Genomic DNA, 20,764 nt, shown 5'->3' on the forward strand with positions numbered 1-20,764 from the left:
CGTATATTTATGGAAGGTTGCTGAATAATCCATACGGATTTTTGTCTCTGAAATATAGCGTTTTATCTGGTAGTTGAATGATGTCTATTTACGTGTCTTTCAGATCGGGTCAATCGGGAGCTCTTTGCTGAAATCCATTGCTTTTTTCCGGCAGAAGATGCGGTTCGTTAACTATCGTCTTTATTTCCTCTGGTTATGTTCAGGATGTCGTTCAGGAAGTCGGCCTGGATTTCCTGGATCTCGAGCAGGCGTTTATTCTGGTGCACAATTAAGTGGTCGATCTTTTCGTGCAGGAGTTTTATTTCCAGTTCGGCTTTCAGGTTTATTTTATAGTCGTGCTCGCTTCGCTGGCGGTCTTTTTGCTCCTGTCGGTTCTGGCTCATCATGATTATGGGGGCCTGAATGGCGGCCAGACAGGAAAGGATCAGGTTGAGCAAAATAAACGGAAACGGATCGAAGGCCTTTTTTGTCAGAAGCCAGGTGTTCAGGAACATCCAGAAGGCCAGGATCACGAAAAAAATGCCGATAAAGGTCCAGCTGCCGCCGAATTTGGCGATCTGGTCGGCCGCTTTCTGGCCGAAAGTGAGCTTTTCGGAAATTTCCGGTTCTATGTTTTCGGAGAGAATTTCGTTGGCGCTGATCTTTTGCAATACTTCGCGCTCGAGTTCATTTACTTCATCGTTTTCCTGCAGGATCAGGTTGGTTAAAAACAGGCGGCGGCAGATGTTCAGTTGATCCAGCGAAATATAATCGCTGGGCTTAACGCCGGGGTTGGTCTTTTGAATGAACTGGATAAGCGGCTCAGCCAGTGAATCGAGCCTGTAGGCCCGGCTCCGGTCTACCGGTTCCCTGCTGATCTGGCAAATAACTTCTTCCATACTAATAGCTTACCGCCACAAATGAGATTTGTTTATTTTTCCGGTCTCTAAAATTCACCAAGACTTAAAGCGCGTTTAAAGCCGGCATTGTGAACTGCCGTTCTGGTAAATCCTACTATTGCCACGGGGAGTTTTTTTGCCAGAAATACTACTGTTTTTAATTTCAAAAGTGTTTCGGATCTGGTCTTCCCTGAATGCGTTCCTACACCGGCGGAGTAATTTGGTTGACATCCGATTTTTATAAGAAAATTATTAGCCTGAATTGCTGTAGGTTAGGCTGCAGATCGAAAAAAAAAAGAAAATTAATTGGAGCTGGTAGTGTGGAATTTCGAACTTATTACTACATTTGTGCGCTGAAAGAAATGAAGCAAAGTTCGGGGTGTAGCGTAGCCCGGTATCGCGCCACATTTGGGATGTGGAGGTCGTAGGTTCGAATCCTGCCACCCCGACTTATTTAAATTACGAATTACGAATTGCGAATTACTTGTTCCGAAAGAACATTCCTAATTCCTAATTTATAATTCGTAATTTTTTTTTACCCGGTCCCATAGCTCAGCTGGATAGAGCAACTGCCTTCTAAGCAGTAGGTCTTTGGTTCGAATCCAAATGGGATCACTTTCTGAAAAGCTTCTTTACGTATGTAGAGAAGCTTTTTTTGATGATGCGGGTAATACTGACTGTTGCCGTCTGAAAAATAGTTAAATTTGAATTATTAAATACTTCCTGCCGGCGCAAGCTTTTTTTTGCAAATAGCTGGTAAAGATCGGGTGGCGTTTTCTGGTTTATTTTTAATAGTTAGAGCCTTATCCTGAGGCCGGATGAGTTTTCTGAGATAGCCGGTAGTCACCAAAGTCTTAAAAATTCAGGCCAGATGAAACCGCTGATACTACGGAAGATTAGGGGTAACGGAATTTACTTTTGTTCACCAATTTCGTGTGTAATTTTAAAACTATATGTTTAGTTTTAGGCCGGAATTGGGTTGCTGCTTTGTGAATTGAGAAAAGATTAGTGCTACATGGACAAGTTTATTAAAGTTATTAAGGGTAATGACCGCGACCGGGAGAAAAGCTGGGAGTGGCGGAATACTTGTAAAGAGCAGAAAATTCCGTATGTAGTTATTCTTATTGCCGGAGATAAGATCAGCATTGGGGCCAGCATCATTCACCTTACCAACCTGCCGGGCGAGAAAATGGAAGTAAATACGGCAGCCATTGAAACGGAACTGAAAGAAATTTACCAGCAGTATTCCGAGAATGTAAAAGGCTACTGGAATTTCAACGACCTCTACCATTTACTCGATTTTGTGCCGGAAACCTACGCTTTCGAGATCTGCGATAAAGTTTATAATATTCTTAAAAGCCATATTTCGTTCCACCCGCAACCTTGAGAACTGAAGCCTGCCTGTAAAGATTACGGGCATTTGTACCGGGAAATTCTCTCTTGATCTTTAAACCCTGAGTAGCAGCAACGTTTTCTTAGCCGGGGACCTGTCTTTTTTATTTCCTGTTTGTTCAGCGCGATAGCAGGAACCTGTCCGTCAGGTAGGGGGGGCAGCTACATCCGGGATTTTGCTTTCGAAAACCGTGCGGCAAGCCTGAACAGCCTAAAATAAATCCGGGTTTTTAGCCTTTAGAAAGGCTGCAGCATACAGCCTAGGTACTTCTACTAAAATTTTGTATAAATACTTAAACCTTTATGAGTCACCTTCGTAAAAGAAAAAATTTATTCGGAAGAATGAGTAAGGAAGGGTAGAGTATTAAAAATGAATAAAAGTATTTTAAAAAAGTATAAGCTGGAAACCATTGATTCGATGAGCAGCAGCCAATGTGAAGAAGCTTCGTTAATTTTGCGTTATCTGTTGAGCCGTTGCTTTAATCCTATTGAAAGCCGCCAACTGGAAGCTTACCTTTACCAATTAGACAACCGCTTGGCCGAGCTAAAAAGAGCTGCCTCTAAAGAGGAAGTGTGACTGTTTTTTTTCCATAAAAGATACCATTTTATTAATTGAAAGCCTTTCAGGGAAACTGAAAGGCTTTTTTTATTGCTTTCAGAATCTTGCTCCGGCTTTTAATGAAGTAATTTCTCAAAGTATTTCAGGCCTTTTGCAGCGCGTGTAATTTTGCATGTTTCAGAGCCATACCGGATGCTAATTTCTATTGAATATTAAGGAAATGTAATTTTTCCTGTTAGCTATTAGCAAAGGGAGCCGGTTTTTTGCTGATAAATTATATCAATCGAAGAATATATAACGAAAAGCTATATAGAAGAACTTTTTATAAGTAGTTATTGTCAGAAGGTAGCCTTGCGTGACATGGGGCGGTTTCTATATATTAAGTGGCTTATTGTGTCAGATGCCCTGATGCTACCCAGAATTTGAAGCATGAAGAATACAAGTGACCTCGAAAAATTTACGGAGTGTTCTGTTTCTTACCGGTTAAAGGTAATACAGGAAAAACTAAAGATCAGATCGGTTGCAGCTTTTGCCAACGAGATAGGGGTGGATACCAGCGTACTGAACAACATTATGAGCCCGTACGGCCGCAAGGGGAAGCCGAGCTTCGATACCCTGCAGAAAATTGCGGCCCGCTACCCGCGGGTAAACATAGACTGGCTGGTAACCGGTAAGGGCGAGCCCTTGCGGCCTTTTAGTGCTGTATATCCTGCAGGAACGGTAGACGGCGCAAATCTCGGGTCTTTTCCCGGTGAAAACCTGAAAGACTTAACTGCAGCGACAACAGAAGCCGTAACGGCTGAGCTGGAACCAGCTGTTAACGAACTGAAATCGATGCTGAAGGTATGCCAGCTGGAGAAGGAAAACCTTGAAAAGATCCTTACCCTGAAAGATGAACTGATCGGGGTTTTAAAACAACAGAAATAAACTAACCGGGTTGTTGCCGGTTAGAATGAGGAAGGAAAGCCCTTCTGTTCAAAATAGGAAAACCTGAAACGGAGCTATGAAAGAAGATATTAAGGTTGGGGTAGAAGTAAGGTTAAAAACCGGTGGCCCGGTAATGGTGGTGAAAGCAGTTAGCGGTGAAATGGCTACCTGCGAGTGGGAAGTGGTAGGCCGGGTTTGCGTTATGCAGTTTAAATTAAGTAATTTATTCCTTGCAGCAGTGCCGGAAAATAAGCGCTGAGCGGGTTGCCCCCTTTAATTATACCTTTTCAAAATATCGCCGATCTTATCCCGAATTACCCGGATCTCGTCTGAGCTCAATACCCGCTTTTCCTGGGAGTCGGCCGGAAGCTGCGTTAAAATTTCCTGCAGGCTCATTACGTACGTGTCAATTTCGTTGGTGAGCTGCACTACCGCGTCGGGGTTATCCTTTATCTGGTCGTCTACCAAAGCGATCTTCAGTTGTTCTACCCGGTAAATTTCCTGACTGATCATTTCCAATAATTCGGGAGCCGTTAAAACCTTCTCTTCTATCCGGCGGCTGAATTCCCCGATGTTGAAATATTGATTCTTTTCTATCTTCATATACTGGGTGGAAAACAAGTAAATTCCTGCTGTCTTACGGAATTATGTTTCCGCCGTTTCTTCTTCCTGGTAAATGGATCTATTTAATTTCCTTCCTGGATTGAACCCCAAAACTTAGTTGCTTTTTAGTATCGGTTTGGCTTTGCTAATGAAACGAACGGTAAGGTTTTTCGGGTAAAAAAGTGCAAAAAAAAGCTCCGGAAGATTGTTTTCCGGAGCTTTTTTTAAATCTAAATATGGGTTCGGTTACGCTTCGGCCTGGGCAGCCTTGCGGTTTATAGCGCCTTTGGCCAGGTTGTTCAGTTTCGTGTCGGTGGCTTGTTCTTCCTGTAAGGTTTTGTATAAGATCCGGTGCACCTCGTCGTAACCTAAGCCCAGGGCAATATGGGCGGCGGTGCCGTAGCCGGCTATTTCATAATGTTCTACTTTCTGGGCGCCACAGATCAGGGCCGCATCCAGGGCTTCCGGCGTAGCATCTTTGTGCATTACCTTTTCGCTTTCCGCAATCAGGCCTTTCATCGAGGGGCTCTTATCGCCGTCCGGATTAATGTCGAGCAAATCCGCAACCTGCTCCAGGCGGTCTTTGTGTACTTTGGTTTCTTCCAGGTGCACGAGCAAAGCGGCTTTCAGGTCCGGGTCTTTGGCTTTTTCGGCCATGCGCGGGATAGCGGCAAGCAGTAATTTTTCGGCATCGTACAAAACCTGTATTTCGTGGTAAAGTAAATCGGTTAGATCTTTCAGTTCGGCCATTTTTATGGGGCTAGAAGGTGGAACATAATTCAGGCTTTTAACGGGGCATGTACCCCGGCAGTTTTCCCTTTTCAGCGTTTGCGTTTCTGCTTGCTTAACAGCTTGCTTAAACGCACTTTACCGGGTTGTTTTTTGTTCTGAATATAACGGTTTCTGGCAGCGGAATTTCTGTAAATCCAACACCCGGAAACCAACCCGCCCAGCCATACTTTAGCCCTAAAATAACGCGGTTTTAACTGGCAAAAGCGGAAAAAAATTGGTAATTTTACCTTGATAATTACACCTGAAACAAATGAGTGAAATAGAAGAAACACACCCCTCCGATTATTCGGCAGATAGTATCCAGGTTCTTGAAGGACTTGAGGCCGTTCGGAAGCGTCCGGCCATGTACATCGGCGATATCGGCATCAAAGGCCTTCACCACCTGGTTTGGGAAGTAGTGGACAACTCCATTGACGAAGCCCTTGCCGGCCACTGCGACAACATTGAAGTAACCATTCACGAAGATAACTCCATTTCCGTAACCGATAACGGCCGCGGCATTCCTACCGATTTTCACCAGAAAGAAGGCCGCTCGGCCCTGGAAGTAGTAATGACCGTGCTGCACGCGGGCGGTAAATTCGATAAAGATTCCTATAAAGTTTCCGGCGGTCTGCACGGCGTAGGGGTATCCTGCGTTAACGCGCTTTCTACCGATATGAAAGTAACGGTTTTCCGGAAAGGGAAAGTGTTTGAGCAGGAATACAAGATCGGCGTGCCGCAATACCCGGTACGCGAGATCGGGGAAACTGAAATTCACGGAACCACGGTGCGCTTTAAGCCGGACGATTCCATTTTTACGACCACCGAATATAAGTTCGAAACCATTGCCAACCGCATGCGGGAGCTTTCGTTCCTGAACAAAGGCATCCGGATCTCCTTAACCGACCTGCGCGAGAAAGATTCCGAAGGCAATTACCTGAGCGATTCCTTTTATTCCGAAGGCGGCTTACGCGAGTTTGTAGCTTACCTGGAAGAAACCCGCGAAAGCCTGATCCCGGAACCGATCTACATCGAAAGCGAGAAGAACGGCATGCCGGTGGAAATTGCTCTGCAATACAATAACTCCTATACCGAGAACATTTTCTCCTACGTAAACAACATCAACACCCACGAAGGCGGTACGCACGTGGCCGGTTTCCGGAGAGCTTTAACCCGAACGTTGAAAGCATACGCCGAAAAATCAGGCATGCTGGAAAAGGCTAAAGTAGAAATTACCGGCGATGACTTCCGGGAAGGTTTAACGGCCGTAATTTCGGTTAAAGTGCAGGAGCCGCAATTCGAAGGCCAGACCAAAACCAAACTGGGTAACTCCGAGGTTATGGGCGCCGTGGATATTGCCGTAGGCGAAATGCTGAACCAGTTTCTGGAAGAAAACCCGCGCGAAGCCCGCATTATCATTCAGAAAGTAGTGCTAGCCGCCCAGGCCCGTTATGCGGCCCGTAAGGCCCGCGAAATGGTGCAGCGCAAGAGCGTACTCACCGGTTCCGGTTTACCGGGCAAACTGGCCGACTGCTCCGACAACGAACCTGCCAATTGCGAAATATACCTGGTAGAGGGTGACTCCGCGGGCGGTTCCGCCAAGCAGGGCCGCGACCGGAAATTCCAGGCAATTCTGCCGTTAAGAGGTAAAATTCTGAACGTAGAAAAAGCCCAGGAGCACCGCATTTACGAAAACGACGAGATCAAGAACATGATCACGGCTTTGGGCGTGAGTTTCGGTACGCCGGACGACCACAAAGCCCTGAACATGGAAAAACTTCGTTACCACCGCGTAATTATCATGACGGATGCGGACATCGACGGCAGCCACATTCGTACGCTGATCCTGACGTTCTTCTTCCGCTACATGCGCGAGCTGATCGATAACGGGTACATTTACATTGCATTGCCGCCACTTTACCTGGTGAAAAAAGGCAAGGAAGAACGTTATTGTTGGACCGAGGCCGAACGCGAAGAAGCCGTGAAAGAACTGGCCAAAGGCGGACGCGAAGAATCGGTAGGCATTCAGCGCTATAAAGGTCTGGGAGAGATGAACCCGGAACAGCTCTGGACCACTACCATGGATCCAACTACCCGAAGCCTGAAGCAGGTTACTATAGAATCGGCGGCCCAGGCCGACCACCTGTTCTCGATGCTGATGGGCGACGAAGTAGCGCCGCGCCGCGATTTCATCGAGAAAAATGCGAAGTACGCCAAAGTTGACGTTTGATTTCTGAAGACTCCGGCCGGTTTCCGGCTGTGAGGTTTTATATAAAAAAAAGCCCTGTAGCAATACGGGGCTTTTTTTGTGTGATGGTAGCTTAAGTAGCGTAGGGTTTAAACCCTACGCTACTTAAGCTACCGGGAGATTTTATTGGCAAGGAATAATTTCTAAAGCCGGTTTAGGGATTTACAAGATAGCTTTTGGCTTTCAGCGAGCTGGACGATCTATACTTTTTATACTGAAATCGCTAGCATTTTCAGGTCAAAAGCAGCTGTTAATCTTTCTTATTTCACGTGCTGTCCCCCGACCGCACTCAACTTTTTCAATTTTAGGCAAAAGAAAAAGGCCTGTCGGGGGACAGGCCTTGGAAGATAGTTGACTTGGAGGATAATTGATACGATTGAGCCCTAAATTAAGGCCAAACCTGCCACGGAATACGGGAAAGAATTAAAACAAGGCCGAGTGTGTAGAAAATAAGGATCGACATGTAGCGTTTTTTGTCTTCTTTCAGGCGTTTAGCCCGGGAGTAACCAACCGTGATCAAAGCAATACCGATGATCATCATGAGTGGATGCTCCAGAAAATAAAGCCGGGAAGCGGAATCTTTCATGGCCGCACCGGAAGCATTAGATAAACCCAGCGGGGAAATAAAATAAAGCACCAGACCAACTACCAGCTGCAGGTGAGCCGAGATCAGACCAATCAGAGCCACTTTCCGGTTACCTTCGGTAAAAGGTTTTTTGTTTAAATACGAGAACAGGGTGTAAAGAATGGAAAATACCAGCGCGGCCAATAAAATATAGGCCAGGGTGGAATGCAGGTGTTTAAATCCGGTGTACATAGTTGAAAGGGTTTATAGAGGTTGTTTGTTTTCGGGGTAAAAGTATAGCAATTTTCTGAAAGCAGAAGCAGTTGCGGGCAGCGGAGTTTCCCGGAGCTGCCCGGCAGGTTTCTTATTCACTTTCCTTCAAAAATAAGCCTTCCTTCCATATAAAGAAAATTTACCCGGAAAAGCATCCTCTTTCCTTTGGAGGACCTGCCTGTAGCCCTTATAATTCTTCAAGCGGCGGTACCCGGAATTCTTCCACCGGCCAGCCTGAAAGCTTTGCGCCGGCCTGGTAAGCGCTTTCCAGAAAGTCCAGGAGGGCTTGTTTGGGAGCCGGTTCTTTCAACAGGTTTTCGTAGCTCAGAAAGGCCATGGGGCTGCCGTTCGATTCTTTCCAAACGGCCGAAGCCGGCAAAAGCGGTTCTTTTTCGATGCCGGGCGGTAGGGGATAAGGATAGGCAAAAAAGGCAGGCTCCCGAACGGTATCATCTCCCGGCCAGAAACCGAAGGTCATTACTTCGTGGGAAAAGGCCTCTTTTTCTACGATGTTGGCCTTCGGGTCGAGGGGTACTTTTTTGCCGTTGTAGCGGGTAAGCGTGAGGTCGAAGTGGTGCCAGTAAAGTTGCACCGGGCTGCTTTTACCGTAGAACCGGCCGCTGAATTCTTTCAGGATCTGGTCGATCTGCACAAGGGCATGCCAGTATTTTTGCACCTGTTCGGGGTTGTAATGGTGGTGCGTTTTATCTTCAGCGAAAGGCGTTTTGCTTTTATTGTCGTAGGGTTTGGCCAGAATTTTCAGGTCAATATCCAGTTCGTGCAGGGCATCGAAAACTTGCCGGTAAAATTCCGCCACCGATAAATTTTCCTGCAGCGGTATCTGCCGGATTTTGCCTTCACAGGTCCGGATCTCCAGCACGTGGTCAATAAAATCGAAAGCAATTTCCAGGGTTCGATTCTGGTAGGGCATGGCATGCGTGCTGATGCCGCGGGCCGTGATGTAAAGCGTGGCAAACCACCAGTGATTTTTGCGCGGCATCAGTTTCAGGCGGATCTTGCCCACAATTTGCAGGAAAAGGTGGAGCGTATCTTTAGCCGGTTCCCAGGAAGTTAAGGGAATGGCAGGAAAGGTGGTTGCAGGTATAGTTTCAGGCATAATACAAGGTTTTAAGTTCGGAAGTAAAGCGGGCATTTTAAAAGAAGGCCCGTTATAAGAATGAGAAAGCCCCGGTTTTGTTTTCAGGATGGGATGAAATATGAAGGCTTTACGGAGCGAAGGCCAAATTGAACCAGCAATCGGAAGAAGTAAAAAGAAACGGTTTATTGTTTGAAATTTTCGGTAGTTAACAAGCAATAAAATGCCGGGAGCAATAAGCCGAACCTAAATCGTTATTAAATTAGGTTTTTAGCTGAAAATTGTACCGTTTTTGAGGAAATAACCTTAATTTGGCACAAACCTGCCGAACGGCTTGCCGTTTAGATTTTATAAAAAACAAACAGAATTAGCATGGTGTTGAAGAATCTTCGGGGGCTTACCGAGAATTTAAATAATCTTATCAATAAAGCAGCAGATCAGATCCGGAGCAGCGATTACATCAGCCGCGACCTGAGCTGGCTTCGTTTTAATTACCGCGTACTCGATCAGGTAAAAGATCCGCAAAAGACGCTTTTCGACCGGCTGAAATTTATGGCGATTACGGCTTCCAACCTGGATGAATTCTTTATGATCCGGGTGGGTAGTTTGTACAATTACATCGATTACGGAAAAGAGCGGGTTGATTATTCGGGCTTGCGCGAACTGCCGTTCCGGAAAAAATTGCTGGAGTTTGCGCACCGTTTCGTAACCGACCAGTACCAGGTTTATAACGAAGAATTGCGGCCCCTTTTTGAGGCAAACGGGTTTAATATTCTGAAGCCCACCGAACTCACGGATCCGGAGAAAAAGAAGGTCGATATTTATTTCAAGAAGACGATCTACCCGCTGCTTACGCCCATGGTGTATGACACTTACCATGGCTTCCCGCTGCTCATGAACCAGCTCCTGACTTTTGGGGTGGTAACCAAAACGGCCGAAGAAACGAAGCAGAACCAACGTTTAACTTTTGTACAGATCCCCCAGAATCTGGCTCGTTTCTACGAAATCCAGCGCAAGGACGAAGTGATCTTTGTACCAATCGAGGAGATTGTGCGCTGGAAAATCAAGAAGCTTTTCCGGAACGTGGAGATTGTTTCTACGAACCTTTTCCGGATTACGCGTAACGGCGACTTCACCCTGGAAGAAAGCGACGACATTGAGGCGGACTTCATTCAGGAGATCAAGATAAAACTGAAAACCCGGAAAAAAGGGCGGGTAGTGCGCCTGGAAGTGGAAAAGCAACATTCTGCTTTCATGATGAAACTGCTCCGCGAACGCTGGACCATCGATAGCGCCAATATTTTCACGCTGAACGGTCCGATGGACATGAAGGGTTTCTGGCAGATCCTGAAGCACGAGCAATTCCGGAACCGGATGTTCAAACAGCCGCCTTCAGTGCCGCCGCTGAACCTGCCGGACGGCAACACCGACAATCTCTTCGATTACCTGAAGAAAAAGGACGTATTGCTTCACCATCCGTACAACAACATGGAGCCCGTTATCCGTTTGCTCGAAAAGGCGGCGGAAGACCCATACGTGCTGGGAATTAAGCAAACCATTTACCGTCTGGCCGATCAGTCGCGGGTTTCGGCGGCTTTGCTGAAAGCGGCGGAAAACGGGAAGCACGTTTCGGTGTTGTTCGAGGTGAAAGCCCGATTCGATGAAGAACGCAACATTAAGGAAGGGGAGAAACTGGAGAAAGCCGGCTGCTTTGTGATCTATGGCATCAGCAAGTACAAGACCCACACCAAAATGCTGATGATCATCCGGAAGGAAGGGGAGAAGGTTACCCAGTACGTGCACATTGGCTCCGGAAACTACAACGAGCAAACTGCCCGGCAATACACCGACGTAAGTTTGCTTACTTCCGATGAAGTGTACGCGCACGACGTTTCGGAATTCTTTAACGTAATTACCGGCCATTCCCTGCCCGACGAATATCAGCACCTGATCACCGCGCCGAAAGACATGCGGCAGCAGCTCATCGAGCTCATCCGGGCCGAAGCGCGCAACGCCGAGCAAGGCTTACCAAGCGGGATCGTAATCAAGATCAATTCCCTGGAAGACAAAGCCGTGATCGATGAGTTTTACAAAGCTTCGCAAGCAGGGGTTCCAATCCGATTAATTGTGCGGGGCATTTGCTGCTTGCGGCCGGGAAGGGAAAAACTGAGCGAGAATATTGCGGTGATTTCCATAGTAGGAGAGTACCTGGAACATGCCCGCCTGATGTATTTTCACAATAACGGAAACCCGAAAGTGTTGGGCGGCAGCGCCGATATTATGGTACGGAGTTTTGAACGCCGCATCGAAGCCATGTTCTACATTGCCAACGAGGACTTGCGCAAAGAAGCCATTAATATTCTGTATTACAACCTGAAAGACAACCAGAACAGTTACGTAATGCACGAAGATGGCTCTTACCAGAAAAAGCACCCGGTTGGCGATGAACCGGTGTTTAACGTGCACAAAGAATTCTACAAAGTAACCCGCGAAGACGTTGAACACGCCATGCTTTTCGAGGAACTTTACCCGGAAATTAAAACGGTACTGGAACCAACCGAAAAACCTTCGGAGGATTTGTTGTAAGAAGGCTGGTTGGCAGGAATACAAAAAAAGACTGTCATCCTGAGCGTCAGCGAAGGACCTCGTCGGCGAACAGCAGAAGAGCCAGAACAAAGAATTCTGCAATTAGCCAACGAGGTCCTTCGCTGGCGCTCAGGATGACAAAAAAATATGCTTTAGCCTAATTCAAAGCAACGAAAAAGCCCGGTTCAGGAACCGGGCTTTTTCGTTTTCGTTCGGGACTTTTTCAGACCAGATTGCTATCGTTTTGAATAGTTGGTTTATTAGTATTATGGTTTCGTTGCTTTTCGTAAAGCGATTGCATCATGCCGTCTTTTAAACCTACGGCCGGCACCAGCATGCTTTCGATTTTGCTCCAGCGCATGGCGGCAAGGTAAATTTCGGAGGCCGGTACGATCACGTCGGCGCGGTCGGGGTTCAGCATCATGATGTTGATCCGGTCTTCCACTTTCATGGCGGCTACCTGCTGCACCACTTCCTCGATCTGTTTCCGGAAGATGGGGCGGCCCTGGGTTTTGCCTACCATGTCGTAAATTTTATTGATGTTTCCGCCGGTGCCAATGGCGCGGGTAACGTGGTACTTTTTAGAATTTTCTTCCACCCACTTCTGCATACTGGCCCAAATCGTTTCGGAATCGTTGCCCTGCATGTGGCGGATGGAACCGGCCTCGAAAGACTGGGCCGCCACTTTTTCGCGGTTTACATAAATGTTGAACTCGGTGCTGCCGCCGCCTACGTCTATGTGCAGGTAGTTCTTGTCGTCGAGCATGTTCACGATTACTTTGTTGATGAGCTCGGCTTCGGCCGGACCGTCGATCACGTCGATGCGCATGGCCAGCTGGTCTTTTACCTTCCGGATAATCTCCGGGGCATTTTTAGCCGAACGCATGGCTGAAGTGGCACAGATCTGGTAATCTTTCACCTCGTGCACCTCTATGAGCAGCTTGAGGGCGTGCAGGAATTTGATGAATTTCTCTTCTTTTTCTTTGCTGATATTGCCGGTATCGAATACATCTTCGCCGAGGCGCATCGGGTAACGGATGTATTCAACCTTCTTGAACGTTACGTGCTCATTGTATTCAAGAACGCTGGAAATCTGGCAACGAACGGCATTGGAGCCTATATCGATAGCGGCTAATTTAAACAAACCGTAATGATTAATATGTGAAACGGGAGGCAAAGATACTAATAAAAATTTCTTTAGCCGGGTGCCCGGTTTACGAAAACCGCGTAAAAGGAGTTGACTAATCGGCCAATAAATGAAAATTACCGAACGCCTGAAAACGCTTACCAAGCCGGCTTTTTCATTCGAAGTTTTGCCCGGTGCCGGTGTATCGGCCGCCGAAAGCCTGACGCCTTACCAAAACCTACTGGATCAGCAGCCTTTATTTGTCGATATTCCCTTTCACCCGCACAAGACAGCAACTGGTTTTAACTCTCAAAAGCATACCCTTTCCAAAGCAGCCCCAAGCAAGGAAGCCCTTAGCCGCGAATTGCTGATTACGCATGGATTGGAGCCTTTACCGCACCTTCTTTGCAAGGGATTTTCACCGGAAGAAACCGCAAAAACGCTGAAAGATTTACAGCAACTTCACGTGCAAAACCTACTGCTTTTACGAGGCGACCATCAGCAAGATAATGGAAGACCGGATCAGCATCAGTACGCTTTTCAGTTGGTTAAACAGGTGCGTGAGTTCAATGAACAAGTAAAAGCAGCAGATCCAACCCAAACCGGTTTTTGCATCGGCGTAGCCGGATACCCGGAACCAACGCGGGAGAACCCTGATATGGATTTGAATATTCAATACCTGAAGCAGAAAGTAGACGCTGGGGCGGACTTTATTTTAACCCAGCTTTTTTTCGACAATGCCTGTTTTTTTACCTTCGAGAAACGCTGCCGGGAAGCCGGGATCATGGTGCCGATCATTCCGGGAATTTGCCCGCTTACCAGTTTCAGAGTGCTCAAATTACTGCCTGGTTTTTTCCAGGTGAAATTGCCGGAACGTTTACAGGAGCTGGTTGATGAAGCCACGGATGAAAGCCAGTTAGCGGAGATCGGGATTGAATGGGCTATCCGGCAGGCTCAGGAACTTTACCACGGCGATACGGAGTGCGTCCATTTTTTCGGCCTGAGCAACCCGGAAGCGGTGGAAGAGGTAGTAAGGGTGGTGCTGTGATTGTAGTTTTTAACTTAAGAAATTAGCGTATTAGCTTCCATTAGCACCCATTAGCTCTTCAGGACATCTGTGTCCTGAAGCACTCTGCCGGGGACATCCTTGTCCCCGTAAAAACGCGGACGCGGACGTCCGCAGCAGGAATAATTTCGGACAGAGATGTCCGAAACAGCAGTCTGGGAACAGGAAAAGGCCTAAATTGTGCCGAAAGTATTTAGTAGCATTTCCGCATAAAAAAGTCCCGGTTTTGGGCCGGGACTTTTTCAGGTAGTTAAGGAGAAATATGGTAATTAAGCAGTACAAAAGAACTTTAATTGCGGACTTTTACTTTTTTCCAGTACGTGGTATTGGCCGATCTTACTTCTATCAGGTAGATGCCGTTGCTGAGTTTGCCGAGGTCTACAGGTTTGGCCATGGGCATTTCTTCGGGTAATAAGGCTTGGGTATAAATTACTTTTCCGCTCGCATTTTTCAGCTCTACATTTGCCGTGTCTTTTAAAGGCTGGGTGAAGCGGAAGTTAAAGCTCTGGGTTTTCCGGTTCGGGAAAAGGTTAATGCCGGATAAGCTTTCTACGCGGTCTTCTTTTTCGGGCGTATTTGCTACCGTTTCGGATTTAACTTTGGTGGAATCGGTTTTTACCTTGGTTTTGGTGGTGGTTTGCTGGGCATAAACTTTCGATACGAAAAGCAGCGCCATTAAAAGAAAAGCAAGCAGGGTCAGGTTTTTCGGTTTCATAATTTCCTTCTTTTTAGTTAACCAATCTTGCAGCAGTAATTGCGAATTATGTACCAGCTTTTTCAGGTTTTCAGATGAGCACGGTAAAACGCTATTATTTTCCTTCTAAAAGGTAATTATTAGGGCCAATCTGATTTTTCCTTAACTTACCGCCCTTATTTTAAAACCCAAATCTTCCGTATGGAAAAGAACAATCCGAAAGTTGCGCGCGCCTGGTGCATGTACGACTGGGCCAATTCGGTTTACTCGCTGGTTATTACTACCGCTATTTTTCCGATCTATTACGTTGCCCTTACCACCCAGAAAGACGGTACCGATCTGGTGAATTTTTTCGGATGGGAAGTCTCGGCTTCGGTGCTTTATAAATATGCTTTAACCGGTGCTTTCCTGGCCATTGCCCTGTTCAGCCCCATTTTAACGGCCATTGCCGACTACGGCGGGAATAAAAAAGCTTTTATGCGCTTCTTCTGCTACCTGGGTTCCTTTGCCTGCATGGGTTTGTATTTCTTCGATCTGCAGACTTTCTCGGTTTCGGTGTTGCTGTTTATGGTGGCGGCCATCGGCTACAGCGGCAGTATTGTTTTCTACAATGCTTACCTGCCCGAAATTGCCACCGAAGACCAGTTCGACCGTTTGAGTGCGCGCGGGTTTTCGCTGGGCTACATCGGCAGCATGATCCTGCTGGTTTTTTCCCTGGCCTTGGTACTGTTTCCGGATGCCTTCGGGATCTCTGAAAAAAGCATGGCCCCGCGGCTTTCGTTTCTGTTTACCGGTTTGTGGTGGTTCGGCTTTGCGCATTACACGTTTGCTTACCTGCCTAAGAACCCTTACCATAAAAAAGGCACCGGAAATTACCTGCTGAACGGCTTTAAAGAACTGGGGCAGGTCTGGAAACAACTTGGAACCTTGCCAGCTTTAAAGAGATTTCTGGCAGCTTTTTTCTTTTACAACATGGGCGTGCAAACCGTAATGTACGTGGCCTCTTTATTCGGCTCGAAGGAACTGCATTTACCCGACGATGCCCTGATCATTGTGCTGCTCATCATTCAGGCGGTAGCTATTGCGGGAGCTTATGGTTTTGCCTGGGTTTCTGCGCGGTTAGGTAACGTAAAAGCCCTGATGATTGCCGTGGTAGTTTGGGTTGGTATCAGCATTGCGGCTTATTTTATTACCACCGGCAACCAATATTACATCCTTGCTTTTGTAGTAGGCGCGGTAATGGGTGGCATTCAGTCGCTTTCCCGTTCCACCTACAGCAAGCTATTACCCCCAACTACCGACCACGCATCCTTCTTCAGCTTTTATGACATTTGCGATAAAGTAGGTTTGGCGCTTGGGTCACTGGCTTTTGGCCTTACCGAGCAATGGTTTGGTTCCATGCGCAACAGCGTACTGGTGCTTTCGGTATTCTTCGTTTTCGGTTTAATTCTACTGGCTTCCATTAAAAGCCGGAAAGTGGAACCGGAGCCACAGTATGCCTAGTGAATTTTTTTCTGGCTGAATTCATTGCCGTCTGCTTTAGCTGACGGTTTTAAAAGCTGCAAAGGCGGCTTTAGCCAAATTTTTAATTCAGTAGGGAATAGCCTGCAGTCCGTCAGCTAAAGCAGACGGCAATGAAATACTAACGTTACGTAAGTTTTTTGAGGTCCCCCTCCAAAGCAGGGTTGATTCATTCTACCGGATTCTCCCCTTCAGGACAAGCCAAAACGGGAGTTTTGAGCTTGCGAGCGTAGCTCACAGAGGGGTGTTTACTCCTGCTGATATTTATCAAATAACGTGTTAACACCCCTATGATCCCCTCAAGGGGATAGTCGTTAGCCAGAATGAAACGCCCCCCCTCCAAAGGGGGACTTTTCTCCTGCTTGAATACCTTAAGTAAATAATAAAAGGAAATAGTAAAACATAAAACAAAAAAAGGTCCGGCATTAACCGGACCTTTTTACTTGAAAAGCATACTGTTTTTACTCGAAACGAAGGTGTTTTACCGATTCGCCGGAGTTCATGATTTCCAGCAAGGCGTCGATACCGATCTGCAGGTGTTTGTTTACGAAGTTGGCGGTTACTTTCAGGTCGCTTTCGGCGGTTTTCACCCCGTCCGGGGTCATCGGGTTATCGGAAACCATCAGTAAGGCGCCGTGCGGAATGTCGTTCATAAAGCCAACCACAAAAATTGTGGCGGTTTCCATGTCTACGGCCATGGCGCGGATGCTCCGGAGGTATTCCTTAAATTCTTCGTCGTGTTCCCAAACGCGGCGGTTGGTGGTGTAAACGGTGCCGGTCCAGTAATCGAGTTCATGTTTTTTGATCATGGAAGAAACGGCGCGCTGCAAACGGAACGATGGCAGGGCCGGAATTTCCGGCGGTAAATAATCGTCGGAAGTACCTTCGCCGCGGATAGCCGCAATGGGAAGAATGAGGTCACCCAGCTTGGTTTTCTTTTTCAGGCCGCCGCATTTGCCCAAGAACAGGGCTGCTTTGGGTTTGATGGCTGAGAGGCAATCCATTACGGTGGCGGCCATAGGGCTGCCCATACCAAAATTAATGATGGTAATGTTGTTGGCCGTTGCAGTTTGCATGGGTTTGTCCATACCCTTAATCTCTACGCCGTGTTGTTCGGAGAACATGACCACGTAATTAATAAAGTTCGTCAGCAGGATATACTCCCCGAACTCATTTAGCGGCGTGCCGGTATACCGCGGCAGCCAGTTGTTTACAATCTCTTGTTTCGTCTTCATAAATAAGCTTGAATAACTCGGGCTGAAAAAGCCGGAGCCCGGTAATATACGGGAAATTTTGTATATTTGATGAATGCAAGCCTTAAATTTACCGGCCTACGATTGCAAACTTAAACATTCCGACGGGAATTCCTTCATTTTCGACCCGGTCCGGAAGAAATACGTGCTGCTTACGCCCGAAGAATGGGTGCGCCAGCATTTCCTGCATTACCTTACCGAACATCTGGCTTACCCCAAAACCCTTTTCTCCATCGAAAAAGGCATGACCTATAACCGGCTGCAAAAACGGACCGATTTGCGTGTGTATTCTTCAGCCGGTTTGCCTTTGGTATTAGTGGAATGTAAGGCTGCCGGGGTGGCCATATCGGCGGAAACCGTAAAGCAGGCCTCCGTTTATAACCAAACCCTGAAAGCGCCCTACGTAATGCTTACCAACGGCCTGGACCATTATTGCTGGAAAGTAGATTTTGCCGCTTCGCGGTACGTGCCGCTGGCAGAGATCCCGGTTTTTAGCCAGTTGGGTTAACGGCTAAAGTATTGCCGCAAAAGGGAAATCCGGAAAACGACAATTTAACTATAGCGCAAGCGTCCGCTTGTGCTTGCATAGATTGCTGATCTGCTATTCCGAAATCACAAGCGGACGCTTGCGCTATAGGGCGCAAATTTTGTTCTTGGAATACTGAATTGGAACTCAGTATTATTTCCTAAGTTGCTTCCTACTTGTTGCGCTTACCTGCTTCTATGGCAATGAATTCCGGAAGATAGCTCGGGGTACAGCCTTTATGCACGAATTCATCTTTGTAAAGTCCGGTGTCTTCTCCGATCCTGATGCACTGGTTCCGGTAAGTCTGGTCGAAAACCCCGATCCAGCCGGCCGTGAAATTCATGGCCCATTGTACTTCCGGAGCCTCCGTTAAAATTCTTTCTTCGATTGCAGCGAGCAGGTAGGGGGTATTATCAGGCGGGGTTTGGCCTACCCACCGCAACCGGCCCTGGTAATACCAGAAAAGGCGTCTGTGCAGGGCGGAAGGACTATTTTCCCATGACTGGATCAGGGCAATGGTTTTTTTGTCTTTGGTAAGCTGGTTGGCCATTAACCAGTCCGCCAGTTGGGTTCGTTCGTCGAAATCGTGCGTCTGAATATCTTTGTCCAGCTGGTCGATGAAATCCGGATGGAGTTCTTTTTTATCCATGATCAGAATGGCCAGCAATCTTGGCAGGAACTTACCGGTACCCCAAAGCTCTTTGGCTAATTCATGGTCTTTTTTAATTTCTTTGGCAATGGTCCGCAAGTCCCCAAGCTTTGTTCCTTCTTTGGTGATCTGAGCATAGATTTCGTGGGCCTTGGTAGCAAGAGTCATATTGATTGAGGTGTTGTTCTTTGGGTAATTTTATATATTAATCGGCAACGTTTTAGATATTGGCGAATGAAGGGAGTTTTATTATGAAGTTCAATCGAAGCAGTTCAGCCCACTGTATGAAAGTCCTTACTATAGCCAGTTTTTTATGTTTTCTTGAAGATGTGTTATTAACTTTCTAACTGATTTACTTAATAATCTATAATCATTAGTAATTTGTTCTTGGCTTTTGTTTGCTAGGAAGAATAATTTAGATGAAATTAAATATAACGTTTTCATTAATTCAGATTCCTCAGAAATTGAATTATCTATTTTCCAACGCTCTAAAGATTTTGCTGATAAACCAGCTAATGGAAAAATATTTTCATTTTGTTTATTAATTATTTTTATCACTTCTCTTTGTGCTGTAATTCTATTTAAAAATTCATTCATTTTATTTCGAAAGGTTTAAAAGTTTCCAAAACCACTGTTCAATTTTTGGTAACTCATTGATAATTATTTTGAGTTCGTCTTTCGGTATTTGTTTTCCTATTCCCCTTGTAGCCAACAACCTTGAATGTTTTAGTTGATTGTACACTTGGTCCTTGATTTCTATTGAGTATGATCCAATATTCAATGCTGAATCACGAGAAAACACAAATTTATTTAAATGACCTAAAGCGAAACAAGAGGCAAAGTTTCTAATAGATAGAAAAATCATTGACAAGTCAAAGTCAATAGAATAATTCTCTTCCAGCATTGAGGTTCTAGATGTTTTAAAAAGGTTGTAGAATTTATCCAAATCATGTTTAACATTATTATATTTATTTGGCTTCCCAATAGATTGAAGAAATGGGGTTTCATTAGTTGAAAATATACATTTGGATTCAACAAATAAGTGCCAAGAAAATGGATTTCCCTCGTTCCATAATTCGGTAATTCTATTGTATGAATATATGGAAAATTGTTCCTTATCAATGTTTTTTACTATCTCCCCTTTTTCTTTTAGAATTAATAAATCTACATCAGAGAATTCGTCAATTTCACCTCTAACAACTGAACCGAATGCATAAATTTCCATTATCTTCTATTAAAGCGCTTAATTATAATAGATGTAAATAAAGCAAAGCCAATAAACCTTATGATTGTAATCAATGTTAAATGTAAATTTGGATAATCAGCAGGTTTATTTATACCCATAAATATCGAAGGAACTTCACAAAAAGAGGAAACGTAATTTGGTAGGATTTTAGGATCTTTATAAAAAAGAGTATCTAAGATTGAAATTAAAATCCACAAGAATAACCCTGTTGAAAATAATTTTATAGGACTTTCTCCATTACCCCATATAATATCTTGGATTTTAAAGTTTAACCATTTGAAAAACATCTTTAAACGATCAAAACCTTTGTATTTATTCCTGTAGTATGCGGATTTTGATTTCCAAGATTCATATAAATGTTCTTTGGTAGCTTGGAGTTCAATTTTAATAGCTTTGTTTACAGACTCTGCCTCTCCAATTCCTTGATAATTAGTTCGTAAAGTTCTAGCGAATTTTAATGTTAGGTTATTCCAACTCGGACAATTATTATCTAAAATTTCAGAATCAATAAAAGTTTTTTCAAACGTTGCATACTCAAATCTAGATCCAGGAAACGTACTTCCCTGAAAGTTACAATTAATAAATTTACAACCATTAAAATTACAACTATCAAATACGATGTTTCTGAAATAGCAATTCTCAAAATAAGTATGGCTAAAATTTATTTTTTTAAAATTTTGGTCTTTACTACCTATTCTAACAAAGTGTTTATTGTGAAAATCCGTTGAATCTAAATTTGAGTTAATAATTTTGTCTTCTATTTTAATTCGTCCACTGTCATTCAT

At 45.4% G+C, this 20,764-nt stretch carries 21 protein-coding genes and 2 tRNA genes; 11 read left to right on the forward strand and 12 right to left on the reverse strand.

All coding sequences use genetic code 11. The features are described from left to right. Window positions 1–167: 167 nt before the first annotated feature. Window positions 168–878, reverse strand: coding sequence for a DUF1003 domain-containing protein (locus F0P94_RS12205; RefSeq protein ID WP_150904171.1), 711 nt, complete (start codon window positions 876–878; stop codon window positions 168–170). A gap of 375 nt (window positions 879–1,253) precedes the next feature. Between F0P94_RS12205 and F0P94_RS12210 the strand changes: the two genes are divergently transcribed. The 6 genes from F0P94_RS12210 (at window position 1,254) to F0P94_RS12235 (ending at window position 4,015) form a co-directional block, all read left to right on the forward strand. Continuing rightward, window positions 1,254–1,327, forward strand: a tRNA-Pro gene (locus F0P94_RS12210). 92 nt (window positions 1,328–1,419) lie between these two features. Then, window positions 1,420–1,493 (forward strand) — tRNA-Arg (locus F0P94_RS12215). A gap of 400 nt (window positions 1,494–1,893) precedes the next feature. Further along, window positions 1,894–2,265, forward strand: coding sequence for a hypothetical protein (locus F0P94_RS12220; RefSeq protein ID WP_150904172.1), 372 nt, complete (start codon window positions 1,894–1,896; stop codon window positions 2,263–2,265). Between the two features lie 375 nt (window positions 2,266–2,640). Further along, window positions 2,641–2,847: a hypothetical protein gene (locus tag F0P94_RS12225; RefSeq protein WP_150904173.1), complete on the forward strand. Its 207-nt coding sequence runs from the start codon at window positions 2,641–2,643 to the stop codon at window positions 2,845–2,847. 411 nt (window positions 2,848–3,258) lie between these two features. After that, on the forward strand, window positions 3,259–3,756 hold the full coding sequence (locus tag F0P94_RS12230; protein WP_150904174.1) for a helix-turn-helix domain-containing protein: 498 nt from the start codon (window positions 3,259–3,261) through the stop codon (window positions 3,754–3,756). A gap of 76 nt (window positions 3,757–3,832) precedes the next feature. Next, window positions 3,833–4,015 (forward strand): hypothetical protein, encoded by a 183-nt coding sequence (locus tag F0P94_RS12235; RefSeq protein WP_150904175.1) that lies wholly within the window; start codon window positions 3,833–3,835, stop codon window positions 4,013–4,015. Window positions 4,016–4,029: 14 nt separating this feature from the next. On the opposite strand, the gene F0P94_RS12240 is transcribed toward F0P94_RS12235, so the two are convergent. After that, window positions 4,030–4,359: a hypothetical protein gene (locus tag F0P94_RS12240; RefSeq protein WP_150904176.1), complete on the reverse strand. Its 330-nt coding sequence runs from the start codon at window positions 4,357–4,359 to the stop codon at window positions 4,030–4,032. 246 nt (window positions 4,360–4,605) lie between these two features. Beyond that, window positions 4,606–5,109: a YciE/YciF ferroxidase family protein gene (locus F0P94_RS12245; protein ID WP_225307199.1), complete on the reverse strand. Its 504-nt coding sequence runs from the start codon at window positions 5,107–5,109 to the stop codon at window positions 4,606–4,608. Window positions 5,110–5,401: 292 nt separating this feature from the next. Here F0P94_RS12245 and gyrB point away from each other — a divergent pair, with 292 nt between their 5' ends. Continuing rightward, the gene (gyrB, locus tag F0P94_RS12250) at window positions 5,402–7,360 is read left to right on the forward strand and encodes a DNA topoisomerase (ATP-hydrolyzing) subunit B (protein ID WP_150904177.1); all 1,959 of its coding nucleotides are present in this window, start codon (window positions 5,402–5,404) and stop codon (window positions 7,358–7,360) included. A gap of 406 nt (window positions 7,361–7,766) precedes the next feature. Here the strand turns inward: gyrB and F0P94_RS12255 are convergent, their stop codons facing one another. Both F0P94_RS12255 and F0P94_RS12260 read right to left on the reverse strand, forming a co-directional pair. Further along, window positions 7,767–8,195, reverse strand: a complete 429-nt coding sequence (locus F0P94_RS12255; protein WP_150904178.1) for a hypothetical protein — start codon at window positions 8,193–8,195, stop codon at window positions 7,767–7,769. Between the two features lie 208 nt (window positions 8,196–8,403). Continuing rightward, on the reverse strand, window positions 8,404–9,333 hold the full coding sequence (locus tag F0P94_RS12260; protein ID WP_225307200.1) for a DUF5996 family protein: 930 nt from the start codon (window positions 9,331–9,333) through the stop codon (window positions 8,404–8,406). Window positions 9,334–9,684: 351 nt separating this feature from the next. Between F0P94_RS12260 and ppk1 the strand changes: the two genes are divergently transcribed. After that, window positions 9,685–11,898: a polyphosphate kinase 1 gene (gene ppk1 / locus F0P94_RS12265; RefSeq protein WP_150904179.1), complete on the forward strand. Its 2,214-nt coding sequence runs from the start codon at window positions 9,685–9,687 to the stop codon at window positions 11,896–11,898. Window positions 11,899–12,121: 223 nt separating this feature from the next. Here the strand turns inward: ppk1 and F0P94_RS12270 are convergent, their stop codons facing one another. Then, the gene (locus tag F0P94_RS12270) at window positions 12,122–13,042 is read right to left on the reverse strand and encodes a Ppx/GppA phosphatase family protein (protein ID WP_150904180.1); all 921 of its coding nucleotides are present in this window, start codon (window positions 13,040–13,042) and stop codon (window positions 12,122–12,124) included. 112 nt (window positions 13,043–13,154) lie between these two features. Here F0P94_RS12270 and F0P94_RS12275 point away from each other — a divergent pair, with 112 nt between their 5' ends. Next, window positions 13,155–14,072 (forward strand): methylenetetrahydrofolate reductase, encoded by a 918-nt coding sequence (locus F0P94_RS12275; protein ID WP_150904181.1) that lies wholly within the window; start codon window positions 13,155–13,157, stop codon window positions 14,070–14,072. Window positions 14,073–14,379: 307 nt separating this feature from the next. Here F0P94_RS12275 and F0P94_RS12280 read toward each other — a convergent pair whose 3' ends face one another. Continuing rightward, on the reverse strand, window positions 14,380–14,805 hold the full coding sequence (locus tag F0P94_RS12280; protein ID WP_150904182.1) for a T9SS type A sorting domain-containing protein: 426 nt from the start codon (window positions 14,803–14,805) through the stop codon (window positions 14,380–14,382). 180 nt (window positions 14,806–14,985) lie between these two features. Here F0P94_RS12280 and F0P94_RS12285 point away from each other — a divergent pair, with 180 nt between their 5' ends. Then, entirely contained in the window at window positions 14,986–16,287 is a 1,302-nt protein-coding gene (locus tag F0P94_RS12285) for an MFS transporter (protein WP_150904183.1), read from the forward strand. A gap of 479 nt (window positions 16,288–16,766) precedes the next feature. Here the strand turns inward: F0P94_RS12285 and F0P94_RS12290 are convergent, their stop codons facing one another. Next, window positions 16,767–17,540 carry an AMP nucleosidase gene (locus F0P94_RS12290; RefSeq protein WP_150904184.1) on the reverse strand — a complete coding sequence of 258 codons (774 nt, stop codon included), beginning with the start codon at window positions 17,538–17,540 and terminating at the stop codon, window positions 16,767–16,769. A gap of 73 nt (window positions 17,541–17,613) precedes the next feature. Between F0P94_RS12290 and F0P94_RS12295 the strand changes: the two genes are divergently transcribed. Next, a complete protein-coding gene (locus F0P94_RS12295) occupies window positions 17,614–18,066 on the forward strand; it encodes a type I restriction enzyme HsdR N-terminal domain-containing protein (RefSeq protein WP_150904185.1) in 453 nt (150 codons plus the stop codon). A 190-nt stretch (window positions 18,067–18,256) separates the two neighbouring features. Here F0P94_RS12295 and F0P94_RS12300 read toward each other — a convergent pair whose 3' ends face one another. The 4 genes from F0P94_RS12300 to F0P94_RS12315 all read right to left on the reverse strand — a co-directional run bounded on the left by F0P94_RS12300 (window position 18,257) and on the right by F0P94_RS12315 (window position 20,764). Continuing rightward, window positions 18,257–18,901, reverse strand: a complete 645-nt coding sequence (locus tag F0P94_RS12300) for a DNA alkylation repair protein (RefSeq protein WP_150904186.1) — start codon at window positions 18,899–18,901, stop codon at window positions 18,257–18,259. A gap of 129 nt (window positions 18,902–19,030) precedes the next feature. Continuing rightward, window positions 19,031–19,330: a hypothetical protein gene (locus F0P94_RS12305; protein ID WP_150904187.1), complete on the reverse strand. Its 300-nt coding sequence runs from the start codon at window positions 19,328–19,330 to the stop codon at window positions 19,031–19,033. 1 nt (window position 19,331) lies between these two features. Continuing rightward, window positions 19,332–19,958 carry a nucleotidyltransferase domain-containing protein gene (locus tag F0P94_RS12310; RefSeq protein WP_150904188.1) on the reverse strand — a complete coding sequence of 209 codons (627 nt, stop codon included), beginning with the start codon at window positions 19,956–19,958 and terminating at the stop codon, window positions 19,332–19,334. Next, window positions 19,958–20,764, reverse strand: coding sequence for a pentapeptide repeat-containing protein (locus F0P94_RS12315; RefSeq protein WP_150904189.1), 807 nt, complete (start codon window positions 20,762–20,764; stop codon window positions 19,958–19,960). Before F0P94_RS12315 ends, F0P94_RS12310 begins: the two co-directional genes overlap by 1 nt.

Source organism: Adhaeribacter soli (assembly GCF_008727925.1).
Taxonomy (GTDB): domain Bacteria; phylum Bacteroidota; class Bacteroidia; order Cytophagales; family Hymenobacteraceae; genus Adhaeribacter_A; species Adhaeribacter_A soli.